The following is a 22,691-nucleotide window of genomic DNA, read 5'->3' on the forward strand; positions in this document are numbered from 1 at the left end:
CAGCTTAATGTCGACCGAGGTCTCGAACGCTTCGGTTGGACCGTAGACTCACCGCGTGGCAGGTCGGATCAAGGAAGAGGACATCGCGCTGGTGCGCGAGCGTGCTCGGATCGACGAAGTGGTCGGCTCGTACGTCACCTTGAAGAACGCCGGTGGTGGTTCGCTGAAGGGGCTGTGCCCGTTCCACGACGAGAAGTCGCCGTCGTTCAACGTCACCCCGGCCCGCGGCTTCTTCTACTGCTTCGGCTGCCAAGAGGGCGGCGACGTGATCGACTTCATCCAGAAGATCGATCAGATCACCTTCCACGAGGCGGTCGAGACGCTGGCCGCGAAGGTCGGCATCCAGCTCCGGTACGACGAATCCGGTGCGCCGATCCAGCGCTCCCAGTCCAACCAGCGGCCGCGGCTGGTCGAGGCGCACAAGGTCGCCGCCGAGTACTACGCCGAGCAGCTCTTCGGCGCTGCCGAGGCGATGCTCGGCCGGCAGTTCCTGGACAAGCGCGGCTTCGACCGCGACGCCGCGGCGCAGTTCGGGGTGGGATTCTCCCCGCGCGGCGGTGAGTCGCTGGTGGCGCATCTGCGCGGTCGCGGGTTCACGAACGCGGAGCTGCTGGCGTCGGGGCTGTGCTCGGACGGGCAGCGCGGGCTCTACGACCGGTTCCGCGGCCGGCTGATGTGGCCGATCCGGGACGCCGGTGGGGACGTGATCGGATTCGGCGCGCGGCGGATCTTCGAGGACGACAAGATCGAGGCGAAGTACCTGAACACCGCCGAGACCCCGATCTACAAGAAGTCGAGGGTCCTGTACGGCGTGGATCTCGCGCGGCGCGAGATCGCCAAGGGCAAGCAGGCGGTCGTCGTCGAGGGGTACACCGACGTGATGGCGTGCCACCTGTCCGGCGTACAGACTGCTGTGGCTACCTGCGGAACTTCGTTCGGTGATGACCATGCCCGCGTGTTGCGGCAGTTGTTGCTGGATCATGACCAGTTCCGGGGCGAAGTGATTTTCACCTTCGACGGGGATGAGGCCGGGCAGCGGGCTGCGCTGAAGGCGTTCAGTGGAGACCAGGCTTTTGCATCGCAGACCTATGTGGCGGTGGAGCCGGACGGGCTCGATCCGTGCGATCTGCGGTTGCAGAAGGGCGATGCTGCGGTCCGGGAGCTGATCGGGCGGCGGGTGCCGCTGTATCGGTTCGTGCTGTCGAATGTCTTGTCGAAGTACGACCTGGACCGGATGGACACGCGAGTCGATGCGTTGCGGGACGCGGCGCGGCTGGTGGTGAGCATCCGGGACCGCTCGAAGGTGGACGCGTTCACCCGGGAGCTCGCGGGACATCTGGGGATGGAGGTCGACCAAGTCCGCTCCGAGGTGCATCGCGCGGCCTCACGTCCGGCTGCTCCGGCGTCGGCCGGCCCGGTCGATCGTGGGCCGGTGACCGTCCAGACCGGGGCTGAGGCGCCCGCTCCGGTGCAGAGGCCGGATCTTCCCTCTCCTCGGGACCAGCGGTTCGTGATCGAGTGGGACGTGCTGAAGATCGCGATGCAGCATCCGGCGCTGGTCGGTGCGGATTTCGATGAGCTGGACGACCAGGACTTCACCCATCCGTGGCTCGCCGCGGTACGGACCGGGATGGAGAAGGTCGGCGGGCCGAAAGCCGCTGCGCCTGGTGAGGCTTGGGTGGTCGCCGTTCGGGAGGCCATGGGGAACGATCCTGCGGCTGCTGTTGTCAGCGCCCTGGCGGTCGATCCGATCCGGCTCGACCGGGAGCCCGACGAGTCCTACGCCCGGGCGCACGTCGCCCGGCTCCAGGAACTGACCTGTCTGCGGCGGATCGCGGATCTGAAGTCCAAGCTGCAGCGGACGAACCCGATCGACCGGGCCGACGACTACAACCGGATGTTCGGCGAGCTGATCGCGCTGGAGCGCTACCGCACCGACCTCCGCGCCCAGGCGATCTCCGGCGCCCTGTAGTTATCCACAGGTGTCGGATTGGTCGCGCTGAGCGACCGATTTCGCGGCACTATCCCTTCTGAGAGAGGGGATCACCGATGGCCGAACTCGACTGCGAACCCGCCGACGTCAGCGCCCTCGTCGCCTACCTGCGCGACGTCGGCCGGCACGAACTACTCACCCTGGAGGAAGTACAGGAACTCTCCTACTGGATCGAAGCCGGCCTCCTGGCAACCGACCGGGTCGGGCGCGCCGAACCGGCTGACCGGGCCGACCTGCTGGCGGTCGCCGAGCTGGGCCGGCAGGCCAGACGTCGGATGATCGAGGGGAACCTCCGGCTGGTGGTCTCCCTCGCCAAGCGGTACGCCGGGAAGGGCGTCTCCCTGCTGGATCTGATCCAGGAGGGCAATCTCGGCCTGATGCGCGCGGTCGAGCGCTTCGACCACCAACGCGGCCACCGCTTCTCGACGTACGCGATCTGGTGGATCCGCCAAGCGATCGGCCGCGCCGTCTCGGACCGCTCCCGCCTGATCCGGATGCCGGCCCAGGCCTACACCGACGCGACCCGGGTGGCGGCCGTCCACCGCGATCTGACCCAACGCCTAGGCCGCGAACCAACCGCCCCCGAGGTCGCCGCCGGCGCCTGCCTCACTCCCGCCCGAGTCGAGCGCGCCCAAGCCTGGAAGCTCCGCCCCGAATCCCTCGACGTAGAAGAGTCCGACCAGGAGATCGACGACGAAACCCTGGTCCTCCAGGCCGCCCTCCGCCGCGACCTCAACCACCAACTCGACTTCCTGGACGACACCGGCCGCGCCATCCTCCGCCTCCGCTACGGCCTAGCCGGCCGCCCACCCGCCACCCCCGAAGAAACCGCCCACCAACTTGGCCTGACCCCCGACCAGATCCACCCCCTAGAACGAGAAGCCCTCCGAACCCTCCGCCGCCGCTGCCAATCCACCCTCCGCGACTATGCCGCCTGACGCCGCCTCACCCACGCAGATCAGCCGGGAGGACCAGTTGTCCTCCCGGCTGAAACGGACTCGGCTAGCGGCTCGCGGCCGGCTGTCGCCAGATCGCGACGCTGAGGCAGATTGCCCAGAGCAACGAGAGGATGATCGTGAACGCCCCGATCATCGCCGCGCTCGCGACCAGGATGATCGCCGAGCACACCAGCCCGACGTACCCGGCCCACCTGGCCAGGACCACCGTTCGGACGATGACGACGGAGACGGCGAGGATCGTCAGCCCGAGGGCTGTCATCGTCACGCTGCTGATGACGTTGTAGTTGAGGGCGGTGGAGTAGCGAAGGACTTCGAGACCAGGCAGCGGCTCTCCGTCGACCTTCACCATGTGCCCGATCACTCCACGCAGAGCCGCCGAGACCAGCAGCGTCGTACTGAAGATGAGACCCATCGTGCGGGCGAAGGCCGTCCACTGCGCAGCGGTGGTTTTCCTCGCGAGCGCCGTGAAGTAGTTCATGAGTACGACGAACAACACGGCCGCGGCGATCGCGCAGTACTGCGAAACGATGCCCGACAACTGATTGCTGCTCTGCTGCCACCAGCCGAGGAGCTTCGCGTCGTTCGCCTTGTGCGGTACGTCCACGCTGGCGACGGTCCAGAAGAACGCGACGGCGAAAAGAACTGCCGCGGCCGACGCGACCTTCGCCGCTGTCGTCGTGGTCGCTCGGGTGTGGATGCTTGCTGTGCTGGTTGCCATCACGGACTCCTGAGATCGGTTCGGCTGAGTCCGTCCAGCGTCAATCTTCCGCGCACCGAGCACGACGGAGCGGACCCCGGTCTTCAGATCAGGGCTACCCCTGAGTACGCCGTTCTCGCGACCCACCAGCGCGCTGGTGCCGACTCCTGACCGGGCGGCAGACGTGCAATGGACAGGGGCGGACGGTCTGAACTCGAGTACGGATCAAGCCGTGCCGTCGGATGGGCGGGTAGTCAGTTCGGTGCGGAGCGACTGGACTTCGGCGACCAGGAGGGCGAGTTGTTCGTCTCGGGTGGTTGTTTCGGCTTGCTCCGCGGTGTTGATCTGTTCGACGAACCATGAGGCAAGTGCTGCCGTGATGGTGCCGGCGAGGGCGATGCCACCGATCATGAGGCCCACTCCGACGAAGCGTCCTTCGGGTGTTGTCGGGAACTGGTCACCGTAGCCGACTGTGGTGATGGTGGTAGCGGCCCACCAGGTCGCATCTCCGAACGAGGTGATGTTGGCGTGGGCGCTGTGTCGTTCGGCATCGAGGACCGCGAGGGCCGAGACGAACCCTAGGAGGAGGACAGCGCCGACCACATACGCCGTCGTTCGGCCGCGAACGGATATCGAAGTTCGGTTCAGCCGGGCGAGGGCTGTCACAACCCGTACCGCCCGCAGCGGCCGTAGCAGTGGCAAGACCAATACCGCGAGATCTAGCAGGTGGTCCCGGACGAACTGCCGTCTGCTGGGTGCGAGAGTGACGCGCACCAAGTAGTCGAGACCGAATGCGATCCAGATTGCGAAGTTCGCAATCGAACAGGCTCGGACCACCGTGAAAGGGAGGCCTGGATCGAGGATCGGCCAGGCATACAGCGCCAGGAACAAGATGGCCGCCGCAGTCAGGATCCAGGCAGAACGCCGCTCATATTCCTGCAACCGCTCCGTACTCACGCTTCGCATAACGCCAAACTACGTAGCTGCTGATTCGGGTGCGAGTAGGTGCGGTGTTGGTTGCCACTACGGAACTCCTGGGTTCGAGCTGGCTGAATCCGTCCAGCGTCGTTCTTCGGATCAGGGCTGTCCCTGAGTACGCTGTCCGGTTTTCCTGCCACTATGACGAGATGGGGAGGAAGTCGCGGGTACTGGTCCGGGTGGTCACCTGGCCACTCGCACCTGCCCTGCTCGCGGGCCAGTTCGTGGTCCACCAGCGCGCCGGCGGCCGACTTCTGACCGGGCCGGCAGACGTGCTCTACCTGGTCGCCATGCTGGTCTGCTGGACGGTGGGCGTGCTTCTGACCTGGCGAGTCGTCGACCAACCCGCCGGCTGGGCGTTCCTGGGACTGGGCACCACCTTGACCTGGAGCGGGTTCACCGACCAGTACGCCGCCTACGCGCTCGGGCCCGGCCACGCGGCGTACGGGCCGTTGATCGCGACCTTCAGCGACAGCAGCTTCGTCTGGTGGTTCCTCTTCCTGGCCTTGGGTCTCCAGTTCACGCCGGCTGTCCGGCCGACGTCACGGGTCCTCCCGGTGTTGACGGTCGCCTCAGGCCTCGTGTTCCAAGTTGCCTCCCTGGTGCGTTCAACACATCTCGAGCGTCCGTACGCCGAAATCGTCAGCCCCTGGGCGATCGGCGGGATCGCCGGACCGATCGCGGCGCTGGCGGCCGTCTCGGTGATCGTGCTCGGACTCTGCCTGCTCGCCTCGGTCTACGTACTCGTAGCGGGCTTCCGCCGGGCGCAAGGCGAGGCGCGCAAGCAACTGCTGTGGCTGGTGGCCGGCGCAACACCGCTGGCGCCGTGCGTGGTCGTGGCCTTCACGGCGTCGTACGCGGGATTCGACGCCGCCGCCGGATGGGTCTTGAGCGTCTGCGTCATCAGCCTTGCGCTGGGCGCCGCGCTGTCGGTGGCGAAGTACCGCCTGTACGACGTGGAGCGGATCGTCACCGACTCGGCGGCGTACGCGATCTCGACCGGCGCGGTCGTTGCCGCCTTCGCCGTCGTGGTCGTGGTCCTCACCAAGAGCCTTCCGGTCCGGGCCGACTCGCAGCTGCTGACGATCCTGGCCACGCTGGCTGCGATCGGGGTCGCCCGCCCGGCCTACATGTGGGCCCGCCGGGTGGTCGACCGGCACTTCAACCGCCGCCGCTTCGACGCCGTCCAGCTGGTCCGGGCCGGCCTTGCGCAGTCGCCGGATCTCGAGGCCCTCTTGGTCGAGGCGACCGGGGATGCGCACCTGCGCGCGCTCTTCCCGGCCGACGATGGCTGGGTCACTTCGGACGGTCGGGTTGCCGTTCCCGGCCCGCATCTGATCGACGTCCGACGCCTGGGGGAGGTAAGCGCGCGGATCGAGTTCGATCCGGCGTACTGCGATCGTGTGGTCGTGGAGGCCGTCGTTCACGAGGCCTCGGCGGAGATCGACAACCTCGGTCTGCGGGCGGAACTCGCCAAGCAGGTGGAGCAGATCACCGAGTCGCGGGCCCGGCTGGCCGGCGCGCACTTGGAGGAACGGCGGCGGATGGAGCGCGACCTCCACGACGGGGCTCAGCAGCGGATCCTGGCGATCGCCCTCCAGCTCCGATCCGCCCGCGTCAACGGCGGCGACACCGTGCTGCGGGCCGAGGTCGACCGGGCGATCACAGATCTCGCTCTGACCGTGCAGGAGCTTCGCGACCTGGCAGGCGGGTTGCAACCGGCCGCCCTGGCGGGAGGTGGTCTGCGCGCGGCGACCGACGAGCTGGCCGGCCGGATCCCGGTACGGATGAAGCTCGACGTGGTCGACCAGCGGTTCGCGGCGTCGGTGGAGAGCGCGGCCTGGTTCGTCATCGCCGAGGCGATCTCCAACGTCGTCAAGCACGCCGGCGTCGAGGAGGTGGCGATCCAGGTCTCGGCCGACCGATCCCAGCTGCGGGTCGCCGTACTCGATGACGGGGTCGGGGGAGTCGATCCGCACGGTCGTGGACTTCAGGGGCTGGCCGACCGGGTCGCCGCTCTGGGTGGAGTCCTGTCCGCTTGCGACCGGCCGGGCGGCGGGACCCGGGTCGAGGCGGTGTTGCCATGCGGGTAGTCATCGCGGACGACTCCGCCTTGCTCCGGGAAGGGCTGGCCCGCCTGCTGGCGGAGTCCGGCGTGGAGGTCTGCGAAACCGTTGCCGATGGCACCGAACTGGTCGAGGCTGTCGACCGGCATCAGCCGGACATCGCGATCGTCGACATCCGGATGCCGCCGACCTTCACGCACGAAGGCGCTGTGGCCGCGATCGAACTCCGCGAACGGATGCCCGCGCTCGGAGTACTCCTGCTATCCCAGGCGGTCGAGACTCATTTCGCCTCCCAGCTGCTGAAGCGTCATGCCGAACGATTCGGCTACCTGCTCAAGGACCGGGTCGTCGACGTCGAGACTCTGATGGGCGCCTTGCGCACGATCGCGGCGGGCGGCACAGCACTGGACCCGGAGATCGTGCGCCACCTGATGCGAGCCGACTCGGCCGGCGACCCGCTCGCGGCCCTGACGGAACGCGAGCGCGACGTCCTGGCCCTGATGGCCGAAGGACGCTCCAACTCCGCCATCGCCAACCGCCTCACCGTCAGCGGCAAAACAGTCGAAAGCCACATCGCCAACATCTTCAGCAAACTAGGCCTGCACGGCGCCCAAGACGACCACCGCCGAGTCCTAGCCGTCCTAGCCGCCCTCCAGGGACCAACGGAACCTGGCAACTCGGTGAAGAGCCCAGAGCCCTGACGGCCCAAGCCTGGTTCGAGAGAGGGACGCTCTGTACCTGATGGCCGATCGGAGGGTGATCAGCCGACCAGTCGCCCGCGTGGATAGACCGACGCACCGCCTCGGACCTATTCGTCGATCGGCTGGTCACCAGGTTCGAAGCGGAGTGACGTGATGGTTACCTCGACCCACGGCCGATTGACGACCAGACGGGCCAACGCCTCGACGTCTTTGCACCTGTCGGCCACCGTCCGGCAGGACAATCGGTAGACCTCTCGCACCTGACTGAGGTCGTGGGCCTGGTCGATTCGCCCGACAGGTCCGGCGACCTCGACACTCGATGCCCATCCCCGTTCGACCAGCGTCCGCCCCAGGCTCCAGGCCGTGCTCTTGCTCTCCACCGCCACCGACACCAGCACCGGATCATTCACCCGCAGCCCTCATCCTCCGTCGTACCAGCAAAACTCGAAACCCGACTGTCCGAAGTCACCAGCCGGGACTGGCGGGGAGGGTCGGGGGAGGCGGACTTGCGGGTCTGTTGGGCCTCTCCTCAGCAGTGAAACCGGTAGGAACCTTGAGACCGGGATGGTTGCGTTTGAACCAGGCGGCGCAGTCCGAGGTGTATTGGCCGGCTTCCCATGACGTAGCGACCCACCCGCCGAAGACATTGGTAGTGGGCCCTTTCAGCCAGGTACTGCTCGGCACTCGACCTGCCGTCGAAGGTGTTGGATCAGCAGCGTGGAAGGCAGCGCCAGAGATGGACGGCGACGGCGTGCCCTTGTGCATGACCAGTTCGCGGGTGGCAATTGCTGTGCCGGCATCAACAAAGCGGCCTTGGTCGTCGAAGTCGAAATCGTCCCAGCCATCCCGGCAGAGACTGGCTCGCAATTCGTTGCCCTGCACGGTCAGTGACCGGATCAGATACCGCTCCGTTCCGCCACCTCTGATCTGGCTGTCGGCACCTACCATCCCGTTGAGGAGGGCAGGAGCGGTTGCCTCCGGGAAGCCGGGGTAGGAGTCTCGGGTGCTGTCGTAGAGAGTCGCCGACTCGACCCATGCCCGCACGCTGACTGCGTTCGGTGCTTGAAGGGAGATGCTCGGAGCGGCGTACCAGATCCAGGACCAGGGATAGCCGACCTTCGGCTGGGTGGCCTTCTCGTCGCTGCCGAAGAGAGAGCACCCGGCCACAGCCGCAATCGCAACCGCCGCGGCGGTGACCGCGGTGAGACGAATCTTCTGCATGTCTACCCGATCCCAGCTTCGTCCTCAGCTCGCCTGGAGTGTCTGCGGTTCGGCGATTGGCGACGGTGTTGTAGGAGTCGGAGTACTCGGTGAGGTACTTGTCGCTGATTTGTCCAACTCGCGGGACACCGGCCGTGGATCGCTCGTAAGCACCTGCGATGTCGTTGTACTGGCGGCTGTTGAACTCAGCCGGCGACTTCAGCCGGGGTGGGTGGTCGTCGGAGCGAATCTGCTCAGGTAGGTCCTCGACCTTTATATCGCCGGACTCCACCAGCGCGTTGGTCATCTCGTAGCGGATGAGCATTCGGGAGGCACCGTTGGCGCGTGGGTTGACGCCGTGGTTCTCGATCTGCTGAGGCTCGACCGGGGTCGTGTCGGAGCCGATCAGTCCGCCCAGGATCTTGTCGGCGATCTCGACCGGATCCAAGCCAGGAACGCTGCCGGCCTTGCCCAGGTAATGGCCGAGGACGCCGAGTGCCTTCCCGCGGATGTCGTCGGCGGCCTGCTTGGCCTCTTCCTTGTCGCCGGTACGTTCCATGCCCACATTGTGGAGGCCAGTATCCAGCCGGCCCCGCAATTGACCGGAGGTGGCTGGAGTCAGACCGGGCACCGGAGGAGGCGCAGCCACCGAAAGCGCAGGTGGACCCCCGGATCTTTGAGCGTCCGTCACGGCGTGGCTGTGATCGGTGCTCTGGGGGTGGGAGTTGGTGGGGGCTCCGCTGCCAGTTGTTTGCATTGGTCTGCGCCTGCGGTGGAGCCGCCGTTGGAGATGAGCCAGCGGGGGGTCTCCGACCTGCTTCCGTCCTCGGCGGAGGCGGTTGTCAGTTGGAGTTCCACGGTCTCCCGGGCGACGCCACCGCGGAGTTTGTCGCCTGCGGGTCCGGAGACATTGCGCCGTCGCGACCGAGGTACCGGAGGGCGCGGTCGTCGGCACAGGTTATGACCTCGGCTTTGTCGGTGCCGGTCAGTTGGACGGAAAGGACCTGGACGCGGACTGATCCGATCTGGCCGATGGTGTCTGGCTCGAGGGGTGCGTAGGGGGTCTTAGGCAGCACGAGGCGTGCGTAGACGGGGTCGATGAACCACGGGTGTGAGTAGAACCGGTAGTGGGCGGCAGTGAATTCGCTGAAACGGTGAAGACCTCCCGCTGCCGGGTGGACAGAGCGTCGGCTGGCGGCTCGATCGTGACGTCGGTGTTGGATTCCAGCATGGCGGTCGGTGCCGCGGTTGGCGTTGCGGATGTGCTGGAGGGCTGGTCTTTCGCTCCGTCGGTGGAATCGCAGCCAGCGGCAGCGAGCGTTGCGGCTAGCAGGATGCCTAGGGCGACCGATGTTCTCATCGGGCTGTTGGTGCTTCTACGAAGTCCTTCAAGACAGCTGGGGCCGTCTTCCACTTTCACCCTTGCATGCTATAGCGGGACGGGCCTTTCATGGTGTGGCAGTGAAGACCTGCCGCTGTTGTGTGGACAGTGTGCCGGGGGCGGTGTGATGATTACGTCGCTGTTGGATGGCAGCATCACTGTCGGCACGGCGGTCGCCGTTCCGGACGCTGTCGGTGAAGTGCCCGTCTTCGCATCCGTGGAGTCACAGCCGGCAACAGTCAACGCGGCAGCGAGCAGTACGCCGAGGACAGCTATTGGTCTGATCATTTGCCTGTGGGTGCCTCTACGAAGTCCTTGAGGACAGCCGGGCCGTCCTCAACCTTCTCGCCTTGCATGTAGGTACAGGAGAAGCTGTCTGTCGCTTGAGTCAGCCGGACGTCGGTGTGTTTGGCGTTGGGGGTTTGGGCGGTCGCGATGCAGCGAGCTCTTTGCACTCTGGGGCGTTGGCGAAGTAGCCGCCCCTGTACGCGAGCCAGCGTGGTGTCTCGGAGGTCTTGCCGTCCGCCGCGGCAGCGCGGGTGAGCTGAAACCGTGAGTTCTGAAGGCTGACGTCTCCGCGACGGTGATCCCCGGCGGGGCCTGCGATGTCGACGGATCCGTCTCGGCCGAGGTACCGGACACTGCGATCGTCGGCGCAGAAATTGATCACAGCGGTTGACGGATCGGACAGTTCGATCGTGAGGACCTGGATCGTGAGGGGCCCGACCAGGCCGACGCTTCCTGTGTCAGTGGGGTTGTCGGGGCCGCCGGGCAGTACTGTGCGCAGGTACACCGGGTCATAGATCCACGGATGCGAGCTAAATCGGTAGCGTGCGTTGATGAATTCGGTGAAGACCGAAGCGAGTTGTTGCTGCTTGATGGACAATTTTGTTTTCGGCGGGCGGACGGTCACGGTGACTGCCGACTTCACGAGTGCGGTCGGCGGTGCAGTCGGGGAGCTGGCTGTGGGCTGGGGTGTGTGACCAGAGCCGACGGTGTCGGAGTCGCAGCCGGTCGCGAAGACGAGGACGGCGATTCCAAGGGATGCGCAGGCGCTGATCAGTCTGCGTTGTTTCGTCATTTGGTGGGTGCGTCGACGAAGTTGCGGAGGCCGTCGGGGCCGTCCTCGATCTTTTCGCCGAGGCCGTAGTACCCGCGGAAAGCGCTCGCGTAGGTGTCGACGTACGCGCTATGGCCTGTTCGATCGGCCCACAGGTTCAGGTTGCGGCGATCCTCGCTGGTCATCGTGGAGGGATCCTTGAGGTGAGGTTTGCCGTCGGGTCCGTTTGTCACTAATCCTGGCGGGAGTCCGGTCTGGTGTCCGCCGCGTACCTGGGCGTTGGCCAGATCATATGCGGCACGGTTCTCGGGTACGCCGACACCCGTAGCGGTCGAGTCGGTGTCGACGACAGTGGGCAGCACGGGCTTGGGTTCGTCCGGCGGCGGGATGAGGCCTTCGGTGAGAATCTTCGAGAGGATGAACTTCCCGGCACCGACGAGGTGATCCGGGTTGCCGGGCAGTGGCTCGGGGCCGCCGGGATGGGACTCGTGTGCGGGGAGGTGGATGGCGCTGATGAGTTCGCCGAAGACGTAGTTGGCGACGGTCCGGACTTGTTCGTCGTCGGCACGTGATGCTGCGGCGGCGGCGTTCTTGGCGTCGGCGTCGTCGATGTGGTCGTAGTAGATGGCGTTGTGACTCGCGGCGGTGACCATGGCGTCGATGAAGCCGGCTGATCTTGCTTCGGCGGAGCCGGGGTGCTCGAGGGCTTCTGCCTTGTAGGCGTCGGACGCGACGCGAAGCATGATCCGGGATTCCTGGTCGGTGGAGGCGAGCATCGCGAAGCGGTGTCGTTGGTCGGTCGAGATGCGGAGATGCCGTTCGTCACCGGGGCCGACGGCTCCGGTTGGTTCGTCGTCGCCGAAGTCGGTGATGTTCGCGGCGATGAGTTTGCCGAAGGACTTGGCGATCTCCGGGTTCTTTTTCATCCAGTCCACGGAGTCCTTGAACATGTCGTGCTGGGGGCTGTTCTCGTCGGAGTCGTTGACGGTGACAGCGTCGATGAGGCTCGCGGTGGCCTGCTTGGCCATCACGTACTCCGGTGAGTCCGGGTCGAGCGCGACCTTGGCGGCCCAGTCGGTCAGACCGGCGACGGCCTTGCCCTTGTCCTCCCAGTCGTGACCGATCAACGCGCGGACGGACTCGGTGTCAGACATAAGTGTCGCCGACGCTTTGTGGCTGAGGGCAACCAACCCGAGCAGGCCCTGCACCTCACCGGCGCCGAGGAGCGCGGTCTTGGCCATCTGGTCAGGAGGCGCGACCTTGAGGTCCTGCCACCTGCCGTACTCCTTCTGGAGCCATTGCTGCAGTCGCAGGTTGTCGACCGCGGAGCGGCCCAGGTCCGTGGCGAACTCGTCTCCGGGGTCGACCTTGCTGTCGGGATCACGGTTCAGGAGGAACTTCGCCAGAGCAGGGAACCCGTCGCCGTGCAACGGGTTGGTCGCCTTGTCGCCCGGCCCGTTCCAGTACTGCCATCCGGTGTCGCGCAAGTCTTGACGGATCTCGGCCGGCACCTTGCCGAACCCACCACCCAGCTTCGAGTTCGACAACAGGAGCAGCGCATCAACGAAGGCTGACTTGGCTTTCTTGTCGTCTCCCAGTTGATCGGGGATGCGATAGACGGCGCGTCCGAGTCCGCCATAGACAGCCTGAAGGAAAGTGAGGTCGTCAGGGCTCAGTTGGCCCTTGCGGCCGGTGATCTTCTGGAGAGCTTTGGCAGCATCCGTGATCGCCAACCTGTTCGGCGGCTTCGCGTCGAGGCCGTCACGGATTCGTTTCGCGGCCAGTTCCCCGGCCTGTTTGGTTGCCAACTCGGGGTCTTCAGGCATGACCAGCATGTGGGTGCCGGGCTGGAACCACATACCTTGGGATTCCAGGAGTAGGGCGGCTGCGTGGCGGCGGCGGAGCATGGGCAGTTCGCCGTGGAGCCAATGTGCGACGTTGGTGAGGTCGGTGAGGGGTTGGGTGGAGACGCCGACCTTTTCGAACTCGGTTCGGAGGCCTTTGAGTTCGGTGCCGATGGCGGTTTCCATGGTGGCGAGGTCGTTGATGACGCCGCCGAGGACGACGGGATCGATCATGCAGAAGCCGTCGCCGCCGCTCCCGTGTCCGCCTTCGTCTTTACGCGCCATGGCGTCCGCCCAGTTTGGCTCGCCAGCGGGCTGCTTCGTCTTCGGTGCAGGTGGTCGGCGTACGGCGTAGCAGGTCGTCCACGTCGTCGTTGAGCGCTCGTACGCCGGCGACGTACGCCGCGGTACGTGGGGTGAATTCGCCTGCCCAAAGTGTTGCCGCGGTGCTGACCCAAGCGGTGCCTTCGGAGATCGCGATCGCCGGCTTCAACTGCTTGTTGTGCAGCCTGTCCTGAATCGTGCCGACCTGCTTTGCCAGTGCCGTGAGATAGGCGTGCAGCGGGTGCGGAACGGTGCCGGTAGCCGCGGTTGTCGTCGTAGCTGATTCCTGTGCCATGTCAGCCCCCGACGGCTTGGATCTCCTGGACGGTCAGTGCTTTGGTTGCTGTGTGGGTAGGGCCGGTGATGTCGGGCTGGGGTGCGCCTGCGAGCCACCAGCGGACTGTCCAGCCGACGCTTGCGGTCAGCGTGTACTTGCCGGCCTTGTCGTAGGTCACTGTGCAGGCGCCCTGATCGCCTTCGGCTGCGACCGACCAAGGCACTCCGGCTCCGTCGCAGGTCTGCTGCTGGCCGGCGCCGGGGGAGACAGTCAGCTGGGGCACGATCTGCCACTTCAGGGCGTAGCCCTCGAGCTCGATCTCCTTGGGCTCCGGCGCGTACCGCTCGGCCACGTATTTTCCGTGTTCGTCGGTCAGCCACACCCAGGTGGGCACACCGACGACCTGCTTGGTCGCCACCGGATTCACCGCAACAAACGTCTCCGGAATCGGCAGCTCGTCGACCACCGACTGCATCACCTGGTCCGGCGTACGCCGCTCAACCGGCGGCGGCGTGGTGAAGAAGCGGATGTCGAGACCAGCGCGCTGCATCATGTTCGACTGCCGCATGTTCATCGCGTCCCAGCCGGACATCTCACGCTGGAAGTCAGCCAACGTGTTGTACTCACCAAAGCTGCAGAACTTGCGATACCAGTGCCCGCCATCACCATCGGCCTTCTGCCCGGCGCCCGGCAGATACCCCGGCTCAGGCACCCAAACACAAGCCGGCTTCACCGTTTTGCCGCCGCCCTTGGACGACTCTCTCTGCTGCGTCTGCGGCTTGGTTGGTCGCGGTTGCGGGCAGTTCATGGCGCCCTGAGCGTTGTCGAAGCCGGTCTCGACGAAGCCGGTGCAGGTTTGGGCCGCCGCAGGAACGCAGTACAGCAAGCCAGCGGCGAGGAGGCATGGGAAGAGCAGGGCAGGGAGCTTCATTGGCATCCTGGCGCATCCTTGCTGAGCGATTTCGTGAAGGATGCCTTCCAGCGGTTTCCGATCAGGACCATCTGGTCCTGCCGCGAAACCTCTGTCGAGGCCGTGTTGACTTTTCCGCTCTTGGTCCTGGACGAGAGGGAGTCGAAGACGCATGCGTGCACCGTCGCCGTGGCGGGCTTCGCTTTCAGGTTCAAGCTCACGACCTGCCCCTTGATGAAGCGAACGCTGCCGCTGTACTTCGTCCCAATCATTTGAGAACCCGATGCGACGGACTTGGTGGCAGCCAGGGCCACGCCTGTCATCACTTGGTCGTAGGCGAACGTCGGGTCGTTGCTGGTAATGCCCTTGGAACGAACCGCGATGAAGTTCTTGTAGTCCGCGAGGACCTTCGCCTTGGCGACCACCGTCGGGTCGACCGGGGTGGGCGTGGGAGTTGGGGTCGACGAGGTCGCGGATGGTGTGCCGGCGGTTTGCGGGGGCTTGTCCTCGCCTCCGCAGCTGCTGATTGCCAGCAATGAAGCTGTGGCCAGAGCCACGCCGAACACGGTTCGACGGATCGTCATACCCAACCTTCCCGGTAGTTCCTCACGACACCTGCACTACTAGGACACCCAACCAATTGTCACCGACAGTCTCCCGGATGACGACGGAGGGTACCTAGTTGACGCACGCGATTTGCAGGTAGTTGCAACGAAAGTCACAGGTGCGGTGGTCGATGTGGTTGCCTTCGGCGCTGATTCGGGACTCCGCAGCGGCTGAAACTAGCTTGCTGGGGTGGGCGGGCGCGGCGAGAGTCTTCTCATGGTTGCTGTTCTGCTTGCGGGCGGTCCCGGCGCGGGTAAGTCGACTGTCGCGTCTGTACTGCGGGATCGCGGGCTGTGCTCGGTCGACCTCGACTACGGATTCGCTCGTCACGAGGACGCGTCCGGCAATCCAGTCGCCTTTCCGGGTGAGCCGGATCTCGCCTGGCTGGAGACGCATCACTGGCAGTGGATTGATCAGCGCCTGACCAACTTGCTTACGCGCTATCGGTCTCGCAACGTGCTTCTCTGCGGTACGGCGTACAACATGTTCGACTACCTGGACAGGTTTGCGCTGGTGATCCTGCTTCGCCTTGACGGTTCGACGATGGACGCGCGGGTCCGGGATCCCTTGCGGGGCAACGTTTTCGGCAAGGTGGGGGCCAGTGCGATCTGGTGTCACGGGTGGCGTGAGCGGGTGGAGACAGCGCTCGCCGGTGCCCACGCCGTTGACGCTCGCCAACCGCTGGAGCAGGTGGTTGGCGAGGTGCTTGAGTACTGCGCGGGCGCCGGTTTCCCGATTTCAGTCGAGTAGTTCTATGTAGCCGTTGGTGCCGTGGAGGCGGATTTGTTGGCCGTCTCGGATGAGGCGGGTCGCGTCGGCGACGCCTACGACGGCAGGGAGGCCGTATTCGCGGGCGATGACTGATCCGTGGGTCATCAGGCCGCCTACCTCGGTGACGAGGCCGGAGATTCCGACGAAGAGGGGTGACCAGCTGGGGTCGGTGTACGCGGTGACCAGGATGTCGCCGGCTTCGAGGTCGGCTTTGGCCATGTCGAGGATGACGCGGGCGCGCCCTTCGACGGTTCCGGCGGAGACTGCGAGGCCGACCAGGGCGCCATCCGGGGCGTCGGTACGGCGGTAGGCTCCGGAGATTGCCTCGCCGTCGGACGTGAGTACCCGCGGCGGCGTGAGTGCCTGGTAGGTCAGGAACGCTTCCTTGCGTTCCTGGATCAGCTGAGGATCGGACTGGTTGGTCCGTACGACGTCGTGCAGTTCGGCGAAGGTGAGGTAGAAGATGTCCTCCTTCTCCGCGATCACTCCGGTCTGGACGAGGCGCTCGGCTTCGGCCAGCAAGGCCTGCTTGTACACGTAGTACCGGCTGACGATGTTGTACTTCGGATACTCGCGATAACCGGCGAAGCTGCGGACCTGGTCGATCATCCGGGCGGTCTGGTCGGCGTTCTGCTCGCCGTCGGGCAGCGCGCGGAGACGCTCGAGCACCTCGTCGCGCTTCCTGGCAGCCTTCTCCCGGCCTTCCTCGAAGCGTCGCGCGGCGGCACCGTGCTCGAAGAGTCTGACGTTGTCGAGGATCAGCGGCAGAAGCGTGCTCGGTTGCTCGCTCCAGCGCGGCCGGGTGATGTCGATCTCGCCGGCGCAGCGTACGCCGTACCGGTCGAGGTAGGTCTCGATCGCATCCCTTGCCTCGCTTCCGCCCGGGAGTTTCGGGAGCTCGTCGAGGAAGTCGTCACCGGCGTTCTGCAGGAACTCGATCAGCTCTTGGTGCGGACGGATCACGTCGGCGACGTCGAGGAGTGCCAGGCCCATCTCCGAGGTGATGTTGTTCGGGGCGGAGAGGGTGAGCGTGTCGACGGCGTTCTTCTCGCCGAGCCATTCCTGCAGGTGATCGTTGAGCCACCAGGTGGGGTTGTGGCTGGCCATGATCGCCTGCATGTTCAGCGGATCGCCGAGGATCCGCTTGTGCTCCGCGATCGCCTCCAGCAGGAACTCGAACAGTGCCGGTCCGCTCAACCCCTTGATCCCTTGACGCAGCTCTCTGATGGAGTTCTCGCTCCGCGAGATCAGCTCCCCGACAATCCCCGGATCCACCTCGACCGGCATCGCAGGTAAAGCAGGAGTTGCGTCGGCAGGCTTCGCCGAAGCTCCAGCGGCAGGCTTCGCCGAGGTTTCGCTTCCCGGTGCGTCGTTGAGAGGGATGAAGTTGGTGTCCAGGACAGTCCTCAGGGCGTCCTCGAAGAGAGGGTCGGACTTGCCCATCATCTCCAGCAAGCCGGCTCGGCTCGCTGCGGAAGTCAGCCGCGGGGTCGCATCGACGAACAGCCGTCCGCCGGCCGTCAGCATCGGCGCCATTGCCGTCAACTGCCAAACAAAGATGCCGAGCGGCTTCATCGCATCGGTCATCATCTGCTGGTGCCCGACGGACAGGTAAACGTGGTTCTCCTCGTCAGACCGCTCAGGAAGAGGAAACAGCGTGGTGATCGGCCGGCTCTGAACGATCTGGAAGTCGTCGTCGACCAGGCACCACTCGATGTCCTGCGGCCGACCGAACTCCGCCTCGATCCGCCGCCCGATCTCCACCAGCTCGAGAACCTGCGCATCCGTCACCGCAGGCTTCTCCTGGTCCTGCGGCTCGATGGCTGACGTCTCCGTCCCACCCGCCGGCAAGGCGTTGATGGCGAGATGCTTGGCAGCGATCGTCTTCTCGACGATCTCGCCGTCACGCACCTTGAACACGTCCGGATTGATCAGCCCGGAGACCAACGCCTCGCCGAGGCCGAACCCGGCGTCCACCGTCGCGACCCTCCGATTGCCCGTGATCGGATCAGCTGTGAACAGGATCCCAGACGCCTGCGAGAACACCATCTGCTGTACGACGACAGCCATCTGCACCGCACGCTCGTCGAAACCGTTCCGCAGGCGATAAGTCACAGCGCGCTCGGTGAACATCGACGCCCAGCACCGACTGATGTGCTCCAGAATCGCCGCTGCACCGACGACGTTCAGATAAGTGTCCTGCTGCCCGGCAAACGATGCCGTCGGCAAATCCTCTGCCGTAGCACTAGACCGTACGGCGTACGCGGCTTCCTCACCGTGTCGCCCGAGAGCCGCGGTGACCGCTGCCGCAAGCTCATCGGGTACTGCGATTGCCTCGAGCGTCTCCCGGAGTTCCGCGCTGAGCGTGCGGATCCCGTCCCGATCGTCCGGTTGCAGGCGAGCGAGTTGATCGAGCCGGGCCTCGATCGACGGTGTTTCCGCGAGGATCCGCCGGAAGGCATCCGTCGTGACGCAGAAGCCGGCGGGTACGCGGACACCTTCGATCCGCGAGAGCGCGCCGAGCTGGGCGCCCTTGCCGCCGACCGCCGGGATTCGCGTCTCGTCGACCTCTTGAAGATCCAGCACGTACTGCGAACTCACTGCGCTACCTCCGGAGTAGACCTCAGGACCGGACAAACACGTCCGGCCCTGAGGTTACGTAGTACCGGAGGTCAGCGGTTACGTAGTACCGGAGGTCAGTGCTTGGTGACCGCGCCGGTGGCCGGGTCGAGCAGCAGCGGACGGGTGTTCGGGCGCTGCCAGAAGTTGAACATCGAGGTCATCGAGTCGGCCCTGGCGTCGTACGAGGCATCGCCGATCCGGCCGATCCGCCAGTTGTCCTCGATGAACTTGAGGATCGAGGTCTGGTCGGTCCGGTGGTGGTCGACGAAGTTGGTCTTGCTGTAGGGGCTGATCACCAGCAGCGGCTGGCGCGGACCGTAACCACAGCGGTCGGCGTACCCGCCGGCAGCCGGCTTGCTGCCGCAGATCGCGGCCTGGTCGTTGGCCGGGTCCGAGGAGCCGTTGACCTTCGGCGGCGCCTGGTGGTCGTACCAGCCGTCGGAGTCGTCATAGGCAACAACGATCGCGGTGGAGGCCCAGTCCTTGGACTTCTGCAGCTCGTTGATCGTGTTGACCAGGAAGTGCTGCTCGTCGATCGGGTCGGAGTAGCCGGCGTGGCCGTCCTGGTAGGAGCCGGCCTTGAGGAAGCTCACTGCCGGCAGGTTGCCCGCCTTGGTCGCGTCGGAGAAGTCGGTCAGGTCGTAGTTGTGATTGGCCTGGTCGGTGTGCCCGATCTTGGCGACCGAGGTCGGCGGCAGGTGCTTGGGGTTGCTGGTCGACTTGTAGTACGAGAACGGGTTGTGGTGCGGGCTGTAGTCGACGACCGCGTTGCCACCGATGTTCTGGTGCGTGGTGCCACAGACCGAGTAGCCGTTCGCCGTACCGGTCGGCCGGAAGCCGCCCTGGAACCAGCCCCAGGTGACGCCCTGCTTGTTCAGCAGGTCGCCGACGTTCTGACCGGTCATCACGCCGAGCGCGTTCTTCGACGTGTGGTTGTTGTCCGAGCAGTCGTCGTACGCCGGGTCCGGGTCGTTGATCATGGTGCCGATGCCGTTGGCATCCGGCGAGGCGACGGTGTAGGCGTCGGTGACCTTCTGACCGGTGAGCGGGTCGACGGCGTAGATCCCGTGGGTCTGGCCAGAGATCAGGTTGATCGCACCTGGCGACGAGGGGCCGTAGGTGCTGCTGTAGGAGTTGTCGTTCAAGGCGAAGTGCTGGGCATAGTTCCAGAGTCCGGTGACCGTGTTGCCGTCGTAGTAGTCCATCACCAGGCCTGGTGCGCCGTACAGGATCGGCTGACCAGTGCACTTGTCGGTCTCGGTGTACTCGACGAACTTGTCGGCCTTGCCGCCGTTGTATGCCTTCTGCTCCGCGCCGTACCCGTGGTTCTGGTCGCAGGTCAGCGCCTGCTCGTGGGTCAGCCGGGTCGGGTTGTACTGGTTCGGGTTGTGGTTGAGCAGCTTGGGCGTCAGACCGTTGACCTTCGGCGTACCGGGCGCTGCCTTGAACTTGGTCCCGTCGGTGTTCGCTGCCTTCGGGTAGGTGCCGAAGTAGTGGTCGAACGAGATGTTCTCGTCGAAGATGACGACCAGGTGCTTGATCGGCGTACTGGCGACCACCGGCGGCTTGGGATGGTGGTCGCCGCCACCGTGATGCCACCAGCCGTCGCCGGCCCAGGCCGGACCTGCCGCCGCGATCAGCGCGAAGGCGCAGACACCGGCGACAACCGCGATTCGGGTTCGTTTGCTCCAGGTACGGGGCTTGAGGACCACACTTGCCTCCTTGGATGACTTCATGCGAGCAGCCCGCGGCCGAGATGGTCGGCGGAGTCCTGGACCCCGGGCAGAATCAGGAAGTAGCCGCCACCGACCGGCTGGATGTAGTCGACGAGGGGTTCGTCGGCCAGCCGGTTCTGGACGGTTTCGAACTGGCGCTGGAGATCCTGCTGGTAGCAGACGAAGACCAGGCCCATGTCGAGGTTGCCGACGGTGTCGACACCGCGGTCGTAGTTGTAGGGGCGGCGCAGGATGCGGCTGTCGTCGCTCTGCGCGGTACGCGGGTTGGCCCGCCGGATGTGGCTGGTCAACGGGATGGCCGCACCGATCGGGTCGGCGGCGAAGTTCGGTACGTCGTACTCGGCGTTGCCGTCGAGCGGGGCGCCGGTGTCGCGCCGGCGGCCGAACATGTTCTCCTGCTCGTTGATCGAGACGCGGTCCCAGAACTCGACGAGCATGCGGATTCTTCTGACGACCTGGTAGCTGCCGCCTTGGGCCCAGGGCTGGTCGGCGTTCTGGATCCAGACCATCTTGTCCATCAGGGTTTGGTCGTTGACGTCCAGGTTGGAGGTGCCGTCCTTGAAGCCCATCAGGTTGCGCGGGGTGCCGGCCGGTCGCGGTGGTGAGGTGAAGCCTTCGTAGCGCCAACGGATCTGCATCGCGCCGCGGGTGTGCCGGGCGAGGTCGCGGAGCGCGTGCACCACCGTGTCGCGGTTGTCGGCGCAGAGCTGGATGCTCAGGTCGCCGTGGGTTTCGGCCGGATCGAGGTGGTCGTTGGGGAAGGTCGGCATCTGGGTGAGGGCTTTTGGCTTGCGCGCGGCGAGACCGTAGCGGTCGTCGAACAACGAGGCGCCGACTCCGACCGTGACCGTGAGGCGGTCGGCGGGAACTGTCGGCCCCAGTACGCCGGAGTCGGTCGGGGGAGCGGAGATGCCGGGATCGGGCGGCGTACCACCGGCGGTGAGAAACCTCGCCCGCTCAGTCACCGTCTCCAGCAACTCGGTGAGCTCAGCACGATCTGCCGCAAGCACATCAAACGCAACATGAACAGCATGCGGCTGCACCGGCGTCGTGATCCCCGCCTGATGAACCCCATGAAACGGCACCACCGGATCAGCCGCCGGTGCCGCATCAGCCTTTGCAGACAAAGCAATCCCAGCACCCCCACCCACCGCGAGCCCCGCTGCCCCAGCAGTCAGCGCACCCCGCAAAAACGCCCGCCGCCCCGTCCCGCTCTGCTGCACCTCCGCCCCATCCACGCCCGCTCGGCCAGCGCCTGCGCGATCCGCGCCCCGCCCGTCCGTCCCGAGGCGGTCAGCGCCCTCTTCGCCTTCCTTGCCCTTACCGACGAGCTCCTCGGGGGTGCTCATGAGGTTCTCCGGACTTCGCCGATGGCGGCGATCGGGGCTAGGACCTCGACCAGTTGGCTCACCGCTGCGTCCAGGTGCTGATGGGTTTGCGGATCCAGCGCGGTGGGTGCGATCCAGGTGCCGTCCGGACGTTTGCCCTTGGCAACCAGTACGCGGGTCTTCGCGATCCACCTCGCCACCTGCGGCCATCCGACGTACCGCTTCGTCATCACCGGCGCGAGCGCATCCAGCACCGCCTGGGTACCGTCCAGGTTCGCCCCGATCGTGGCGAGTCCGGTCCCGCTGCCCTGATCCGCCTGGCCGGTCAGCTCGAACTGCAAGGCGTTCTCCATGATTTCGTGGGCCCGCAGCGGCAGATCGTTCGGGTCGGTCCGCCCCTTCGGAAAGTCCCCGCGAAGCCCGGCGACGGCGGTGTCGAGCTTGTCGCCGTACGGCGTGAGTGCGGCAGGCGACTGACCATGCCACAGCCCGTACTCGATCCGCCGCAAGCCGACGAACCCGGGATCCTTCACCCCCGCAGGCAACCCGTCCGGCATCCCGTCGATCTGATCGGCGAAGTCACCGAAGGTGTCGTACGCCGCGCCGAGCCGCTCGTACGCCAGCTGCGCCGTCAGCCACGCCGACCGGGACGCTGCCAGATCACCGCCGCGCAGCGTCTGCGTCAGCACCGTCACCGTGCCGGCGAGAGATGCGAGCCCCTTCGTGACGTAGGCCCGATAGGCGCTGACCGCACCGGTGAGGTCCTGGTTGTTGATCGGCAGGACGGCCTTGGCCGGCGGGGGAGCGCCGTCGGCGACCTGGATGGTCGGCCCGGTCACCGCGTCGGTGTCCTCGGCCAGACACCGGAACGCGTAACTCGCCTTGCCGAAGGTGAGCTGCATCGGCCGAGTCGTGTTCGGCGCGAGCGCCTCAACCTCGGCGTACACACCGCCTGTCGCCGGATCGATCAGATCCACCTCGGTAGTCACCGTGCCGACATTGCTGACCTGCACGGTCTGCGGCCCGCTATGCGGCTTCTTCCAACCGGTACCGCAGTTACCCCGCGACACGGTGACAGTCAGCGCATCGCCGCCCTCGTCATGCCCGGAACACCCGGCCAGCACAAGCGCACACACGAATGCGCAGACGGTCCACGTACCAGCGGGGCGCAAGCGCACGGGTGCTCCGAGAAGGGGGTGAACGGTTGGTCACCCCGACACTAGGCCACCCATCAGGGC

General features: G+C 65.8%; 18 protein-coding genes. 5 read left to right on the top strand and 13 right to left on the bottom strand.

Features of this window, described 5'->3' with window-relative positions; translation table 11 throughout:
* Positions 1-55: 55 nt before the first annotated feature.
* A complete protein-coding gene (dnaG, locus tag ABZ004_RS01145) occupies positions 56-1,972 on the top strand; it encodes a DNA primase (protein WP_355677730.1) in 1,917 nt (638 codons plus the stop codon).
* Between the two features lie 77 nt (positions 1,973-2,049).
* A complete protein-coding gene (locus tag ABZ004_RS01150) occupies positions 2,050-2,931 on the top strand; it encodes a sigma-70 family RNA polymerase sigma factor (RefSeq protein WP_355677731.1) in 882 nt (293 codons plus the stop codon).
* A gap of 64 nt (positions 2,932-2,995) precedes the next feature.
* Here the strand turns inward: ABZ004_RS01150 and ABZ004_RS01155 are convergent, their stop codons facing one another.
* Positions 2,996-3,670, bottom strand: coding sequence for a hypothetical protein (locus ABZ004_RS01155; protein ID WP_355677732.1), 675 nt, complete (start codon positions 3,668-3,670; stop codon positions 2,996-2,998).
* Between the two features lie 204 nt (positions 3,671-3,874).
* On the bottom strand, positions 3,875-4,615 hold the full coding sequence (locus tag ABZ004_RS01160) for an ion channel (protein ID WP_355677733.1): 741 nt from the start codon (positions 4,613-4,615) through the stop codon (positions 3,875-3,877).
* A 161-nt stretch (positions 4,616-4,776) separates the two neighbouring features.
* Here ABZ004_RS01160 and ABZ004_RS01165 point away from each other — a divergent pair, with 161 nt between their 5' ends.
* Together ABZ004_RS01165 and ABZ004_RS01170 are read left to right on the top strand one after the other, a co-directional pair.
* On the top strand, positions 4,777-6,720 hold the full coding sequence (locus ABZ004_RS01165) for a histidine kinase (RefSeq protein WP_355677734.1): 1,944 nt from the start codon (positions 4,777-4,779) through the stop codon (positions 6,718-6,720).
* On the top strand, positions 6,711-7,394 hold the full coding sequence (locus ABZ004_RS01170; protein ID WP_355677735.1) for a response regulator transcription factor: 684 nt from the start codon (positions 6,711-6,713) through the stop codon (positions 7,392-7,394). Before ABZ004_RS01165 ends, ABZ004_RS01170 begins: the two co-directional genes overlap by 10 nt.
* A 107-nt stretch (positions 7,395-7,501) precedes the next feature.
* Here the strand turns inward: ABZ004_RS01170 and ABZ004_RS01175 are convergent, their stop codons facing one another.
* The 7 genes from ABZ004_RS01175 to ABZ004_RS01205 all read right to left on the bottom strand — a co-directional run bounded on the left by ABZ004_RS01175 (position 7,502) and on the right by ABZ004_RS01205 (position 14,974).
* Positions 7,502-7,804 (bottom strand): hypothetical protein, encoded by a 303-nt coding sequence (locus tag ABZ004_RS01175; RefSeq protein WP_355677736.1) that lies wholly within the window; start codon positions 7,802-7,804, stop codon positions 7,502-7,504.
* A gap of 55 nt (positions 7,805-7,859) precedes the next feature.
* On the bottom strand, positions 7,860-8,615 hold the full coding sequence (locus tag ABZ004_RS01180; protein ID WP_355677737.1) for a hypothetical protein: 756 nt from the start codon (positions 8,613-8,615) through the stop codon (positions 7,860-7,862).
* Between the two features lie 1,748 nt (positions 8,616-10,363).
* Positions 10,364-11,056: a hypothetical protein gene (locus tag ABZ004_RS01185; RefSeq protein ID WP_355677738.1), complete on the bottom strand. Its 693-nt coding sequence runs from the start codon at positions 11,054-11,056 to the stop codon at positions 10,364-10,366.
* Positions 11,053-13,164, bottom strand: coding sequence for a hypothetical protein (locus ABZ004_RS01190; RefSeq protein ID WP_355677739.1), 2,112 nt, complete (start codon positions 13,162-13,164; stop codon positions 11,053-11,055). Before ABZ004_RS01190 ends, ABZ004_RS01185 begins: the two co-directional genes overlap by 4 nt.
* Positions 13,154-13,498 carry a hypothetical protein gene (locus ABZ004_RS01195; RefSeq protein WP_355677740.1) on the bottom strand — a complete coding sequence of 115 codons (345 nt, stop codon included), beginning with the start codon at positions 13,496-13,498 and terminating at the stop codon, positions 13,154-13,156. The genes ABZ004_RS01190 and ABZ004_RS01195 overlap by 11 nt, the downstream gene beginning before the upstream one ends.
* A gap of 1 nt (position 13,499) precedes the next feature.
* Positions 13,500-14,417, bottom strand: coding sequence for a hypothetical protein (locus ABZ004_RS01200; protein WP_355677741.1), 918 nt, complete (start codon positions 14,415-14,417; stop codon positions 13,500-13,502).
* Positions 14,408-14,974, bottom strand: coding sequence for a hypothetical protein (locus tag ABZ004_RS01205; RefSeq protein ID WP_355677742.1), 567 nt, complete (start codon positions 14,972-14,974; stop codon positions 14,408-14,410). The genes ABZ004_RS01200 and ABZ004_RS01205 overlap by 10 nt, the downstream gene beginning before the upstream one ends.
* Before the next feature lie 238 nt (positions 14,975-15,212).
* Here ABZ004_RS01205 and ABZ004_RS01210 point away from each other — a divergent pair, with 238 nt between their 5' ends.
* Complete coding sequence (locus ABZ004_RS01210) at positions 15,213-15,746, top strand: hypothetical protein (protein WP_355677743.1); 534 nt, start codon at positions 15,213-15,215, stop codon at positions 15,744-15,746.
* On the opposite strand, the gene rph is transcribed toward ABZ004_RS01210, so the two are convergent.
* The 4 genes from rph to ABZ004_RS01230 all read right to left on the bottom strand — a co-directional run bounded on the left by rph (position 15,735) and on the right by ABZ004_RS01230 (position 22,631).
* Positions 15,735-18,368 (bottom strand): rifamycin-inactivating phosphotransferase, encoded by a 2,634-nt coding sequence (gene rph, locus ABZ004_RS01215; protein ID WP_355677744.1) that lies wholly within the window; start codon positions 18,366-18,368, stop codon positions 15,735-15,737. The genes ABZ004_RS01210 and rph overlap by 12 nt on opposite strands.
* A gap of 95 nt (positions 18,369-18,463) precedes the next feature.
* Positions 18,464-20,125, bottom strand: a complete 1,662-nt coding sequence (locus tag ABZ004_RS01220) for an alkaline phosphatase family protein (protein ID WP_355677745.1) — start codon at positions 20,123-20,125, stop codon at positions 18,464-18,466.
* Positions 20,122-21,474 (bottom strand): iron uptake transporter deferrochelatase/peroxidase subunit, encoded by a 1,353-nt coding sequence (efeB, locus tag ABZ004_RS01225; RefSeq protein ID WP_355677746.1) that lies wholly within the window; start codon positions 21,472-21,474, stop codon positions 20,122-20,124. Before efeB ends, ABZ004_RS01220 begins: the two co-directional genes overlap by 4 nt.
* Positions 21,471-22,631 carry an EfeM/EfeO family lipoprotein gene (locus ABZ004_RS01230; RefSeq protein ID WP_355677747.1) on the bottom strand — a complete coding sequence of 387 codons (1,161 nt, stop codon included), beginning with the start codon at positions 22,629-22,631 and terminating at the stop codon, positions 21,471-21,473. Before ABZ004_RS01230 ends, efeB begins: the two co-directional genes overlap by 4 nt.
* Positions 22,632-22,691: the final 60 nt, after the last annotated feature.

This window comes from Kribbella sp. NPDC006257 (genome assembly GCF_040613535.1).
Taxonomy (GTDB): Bacteria; Actinomycetota; Actinomycetes; order Propionibacteriales; family Kribbellaceae; genus Kribbella.

What these genes read in the sequence shown, in the direction of transcription:
- ABZ004_RS01200 (WP_355677741.1), bottom strand. Translation starts at nt 14,417, where the DNA reads ATGCCAATGAAGCTCCCTGCCCTGCTCTTCCCATGCCTCCTCGCCGCT.
- ABZ004_RS01165 (WP_355677734.1), top strand. Translation starts at nt 4,777, where the DNA reads ATGGGGAGGAAGTCGCGGGTACTGGTCCGGGTGGTCACCTGGCCACTC.
- ABZ004_RS01180 (WP_355677737.1), bottom strand. Translation starts at nt 8,615, where the DNA reads ATGCAGAAGATTCGTCTCACCGCGGTCACCGCCGCGGCGGTTGCGATT.
- ABZ004_RS01150 (WP_355677731.1), top strand. Translation starts at nt 2,050, where the DNA reads ATGGCCGAACTCGACTGCGAACCCGCCGACGTCAGCGCCCTCGTCGCC.
- ABZ004_RS01195 (WP_355677740.1), bottom strand. Translation starts at nt 13,498, where the DNA reads ATGGCACAGGAATCAGCTACGACGACAACCGCGGCTACCGGCACCGTT.
- ABZ004_RS01170 (WP_355677735.1), top strand. Translation starts at nt 6,711, where the DNA reads ATGCGGGTAGTCATCGCGGACGACTCCGCCTTGCTCCGGGAAGGGCTG.
- efeB (WP_355677746.1), bottom strand. Translation starts at nt 21,474, where the DNA reads ATGAGCACCCCCGAGGAGCTCGTCGGTAAGGGCAAGGAAGGCGAAGAG.
- ABZ004_RS01205 (WP_355677742.1), bottom strand. Translation starts at nt 14,974, where the DNA reads ATGACGATCCGTCGAACCGTGTTCGGCGTGGCTCTGGCCACAGCTTCA.
- ABZ004_RS01155 (WP_355677732.1), bottom strand. Translation starts at nt 3,670, where the DNA reads ATGGCAACCAGCACAGCAAGCATCCACACCCGAGCGACCACGACGACA.
- ABZ004_RS01210 (WP_355677743.1), top strand. Translation starts at nt 15,213, where the DNA reads ATGGTTGCTGTTCTGCTTGCGGGCGGTCCCGGCGCGGGTAAGTCGACT.
- ABZ004_RS01160 (WP_355677733.1), bottom strand. Translation starts at nt 4,615, where the DNA reads ATGCGAAGCGTGAGTACGGAGCGGTTGCAGGAATATGAGCGGCGTTCT.
- ABZ004_RS01220 (WP_355677745.1), bottom strand. Translation starts at nt 20,125, where the DNA reads ATGAAGTCATCCAAGGAGGCAAGTGTGGTCCTCAAGCCCCGTACCTGG.
- ABZ004_RS01190 (WP_355677739.1), bottom strand. Translation starts at nt 13,164, where the DNA reads ATGGCGCGTAAAGACGAAGGCGGACACGGGAGCGGCGGCGACGGCTTC.
- ABZ004_RS01185 (WP_355677738.1), bottom strand. Translation starts at nt 11,056, where the DNA reads ATGACGAAACAACGCAGACTGATCAGCGCCTGCGCATCCCTTGGAATC.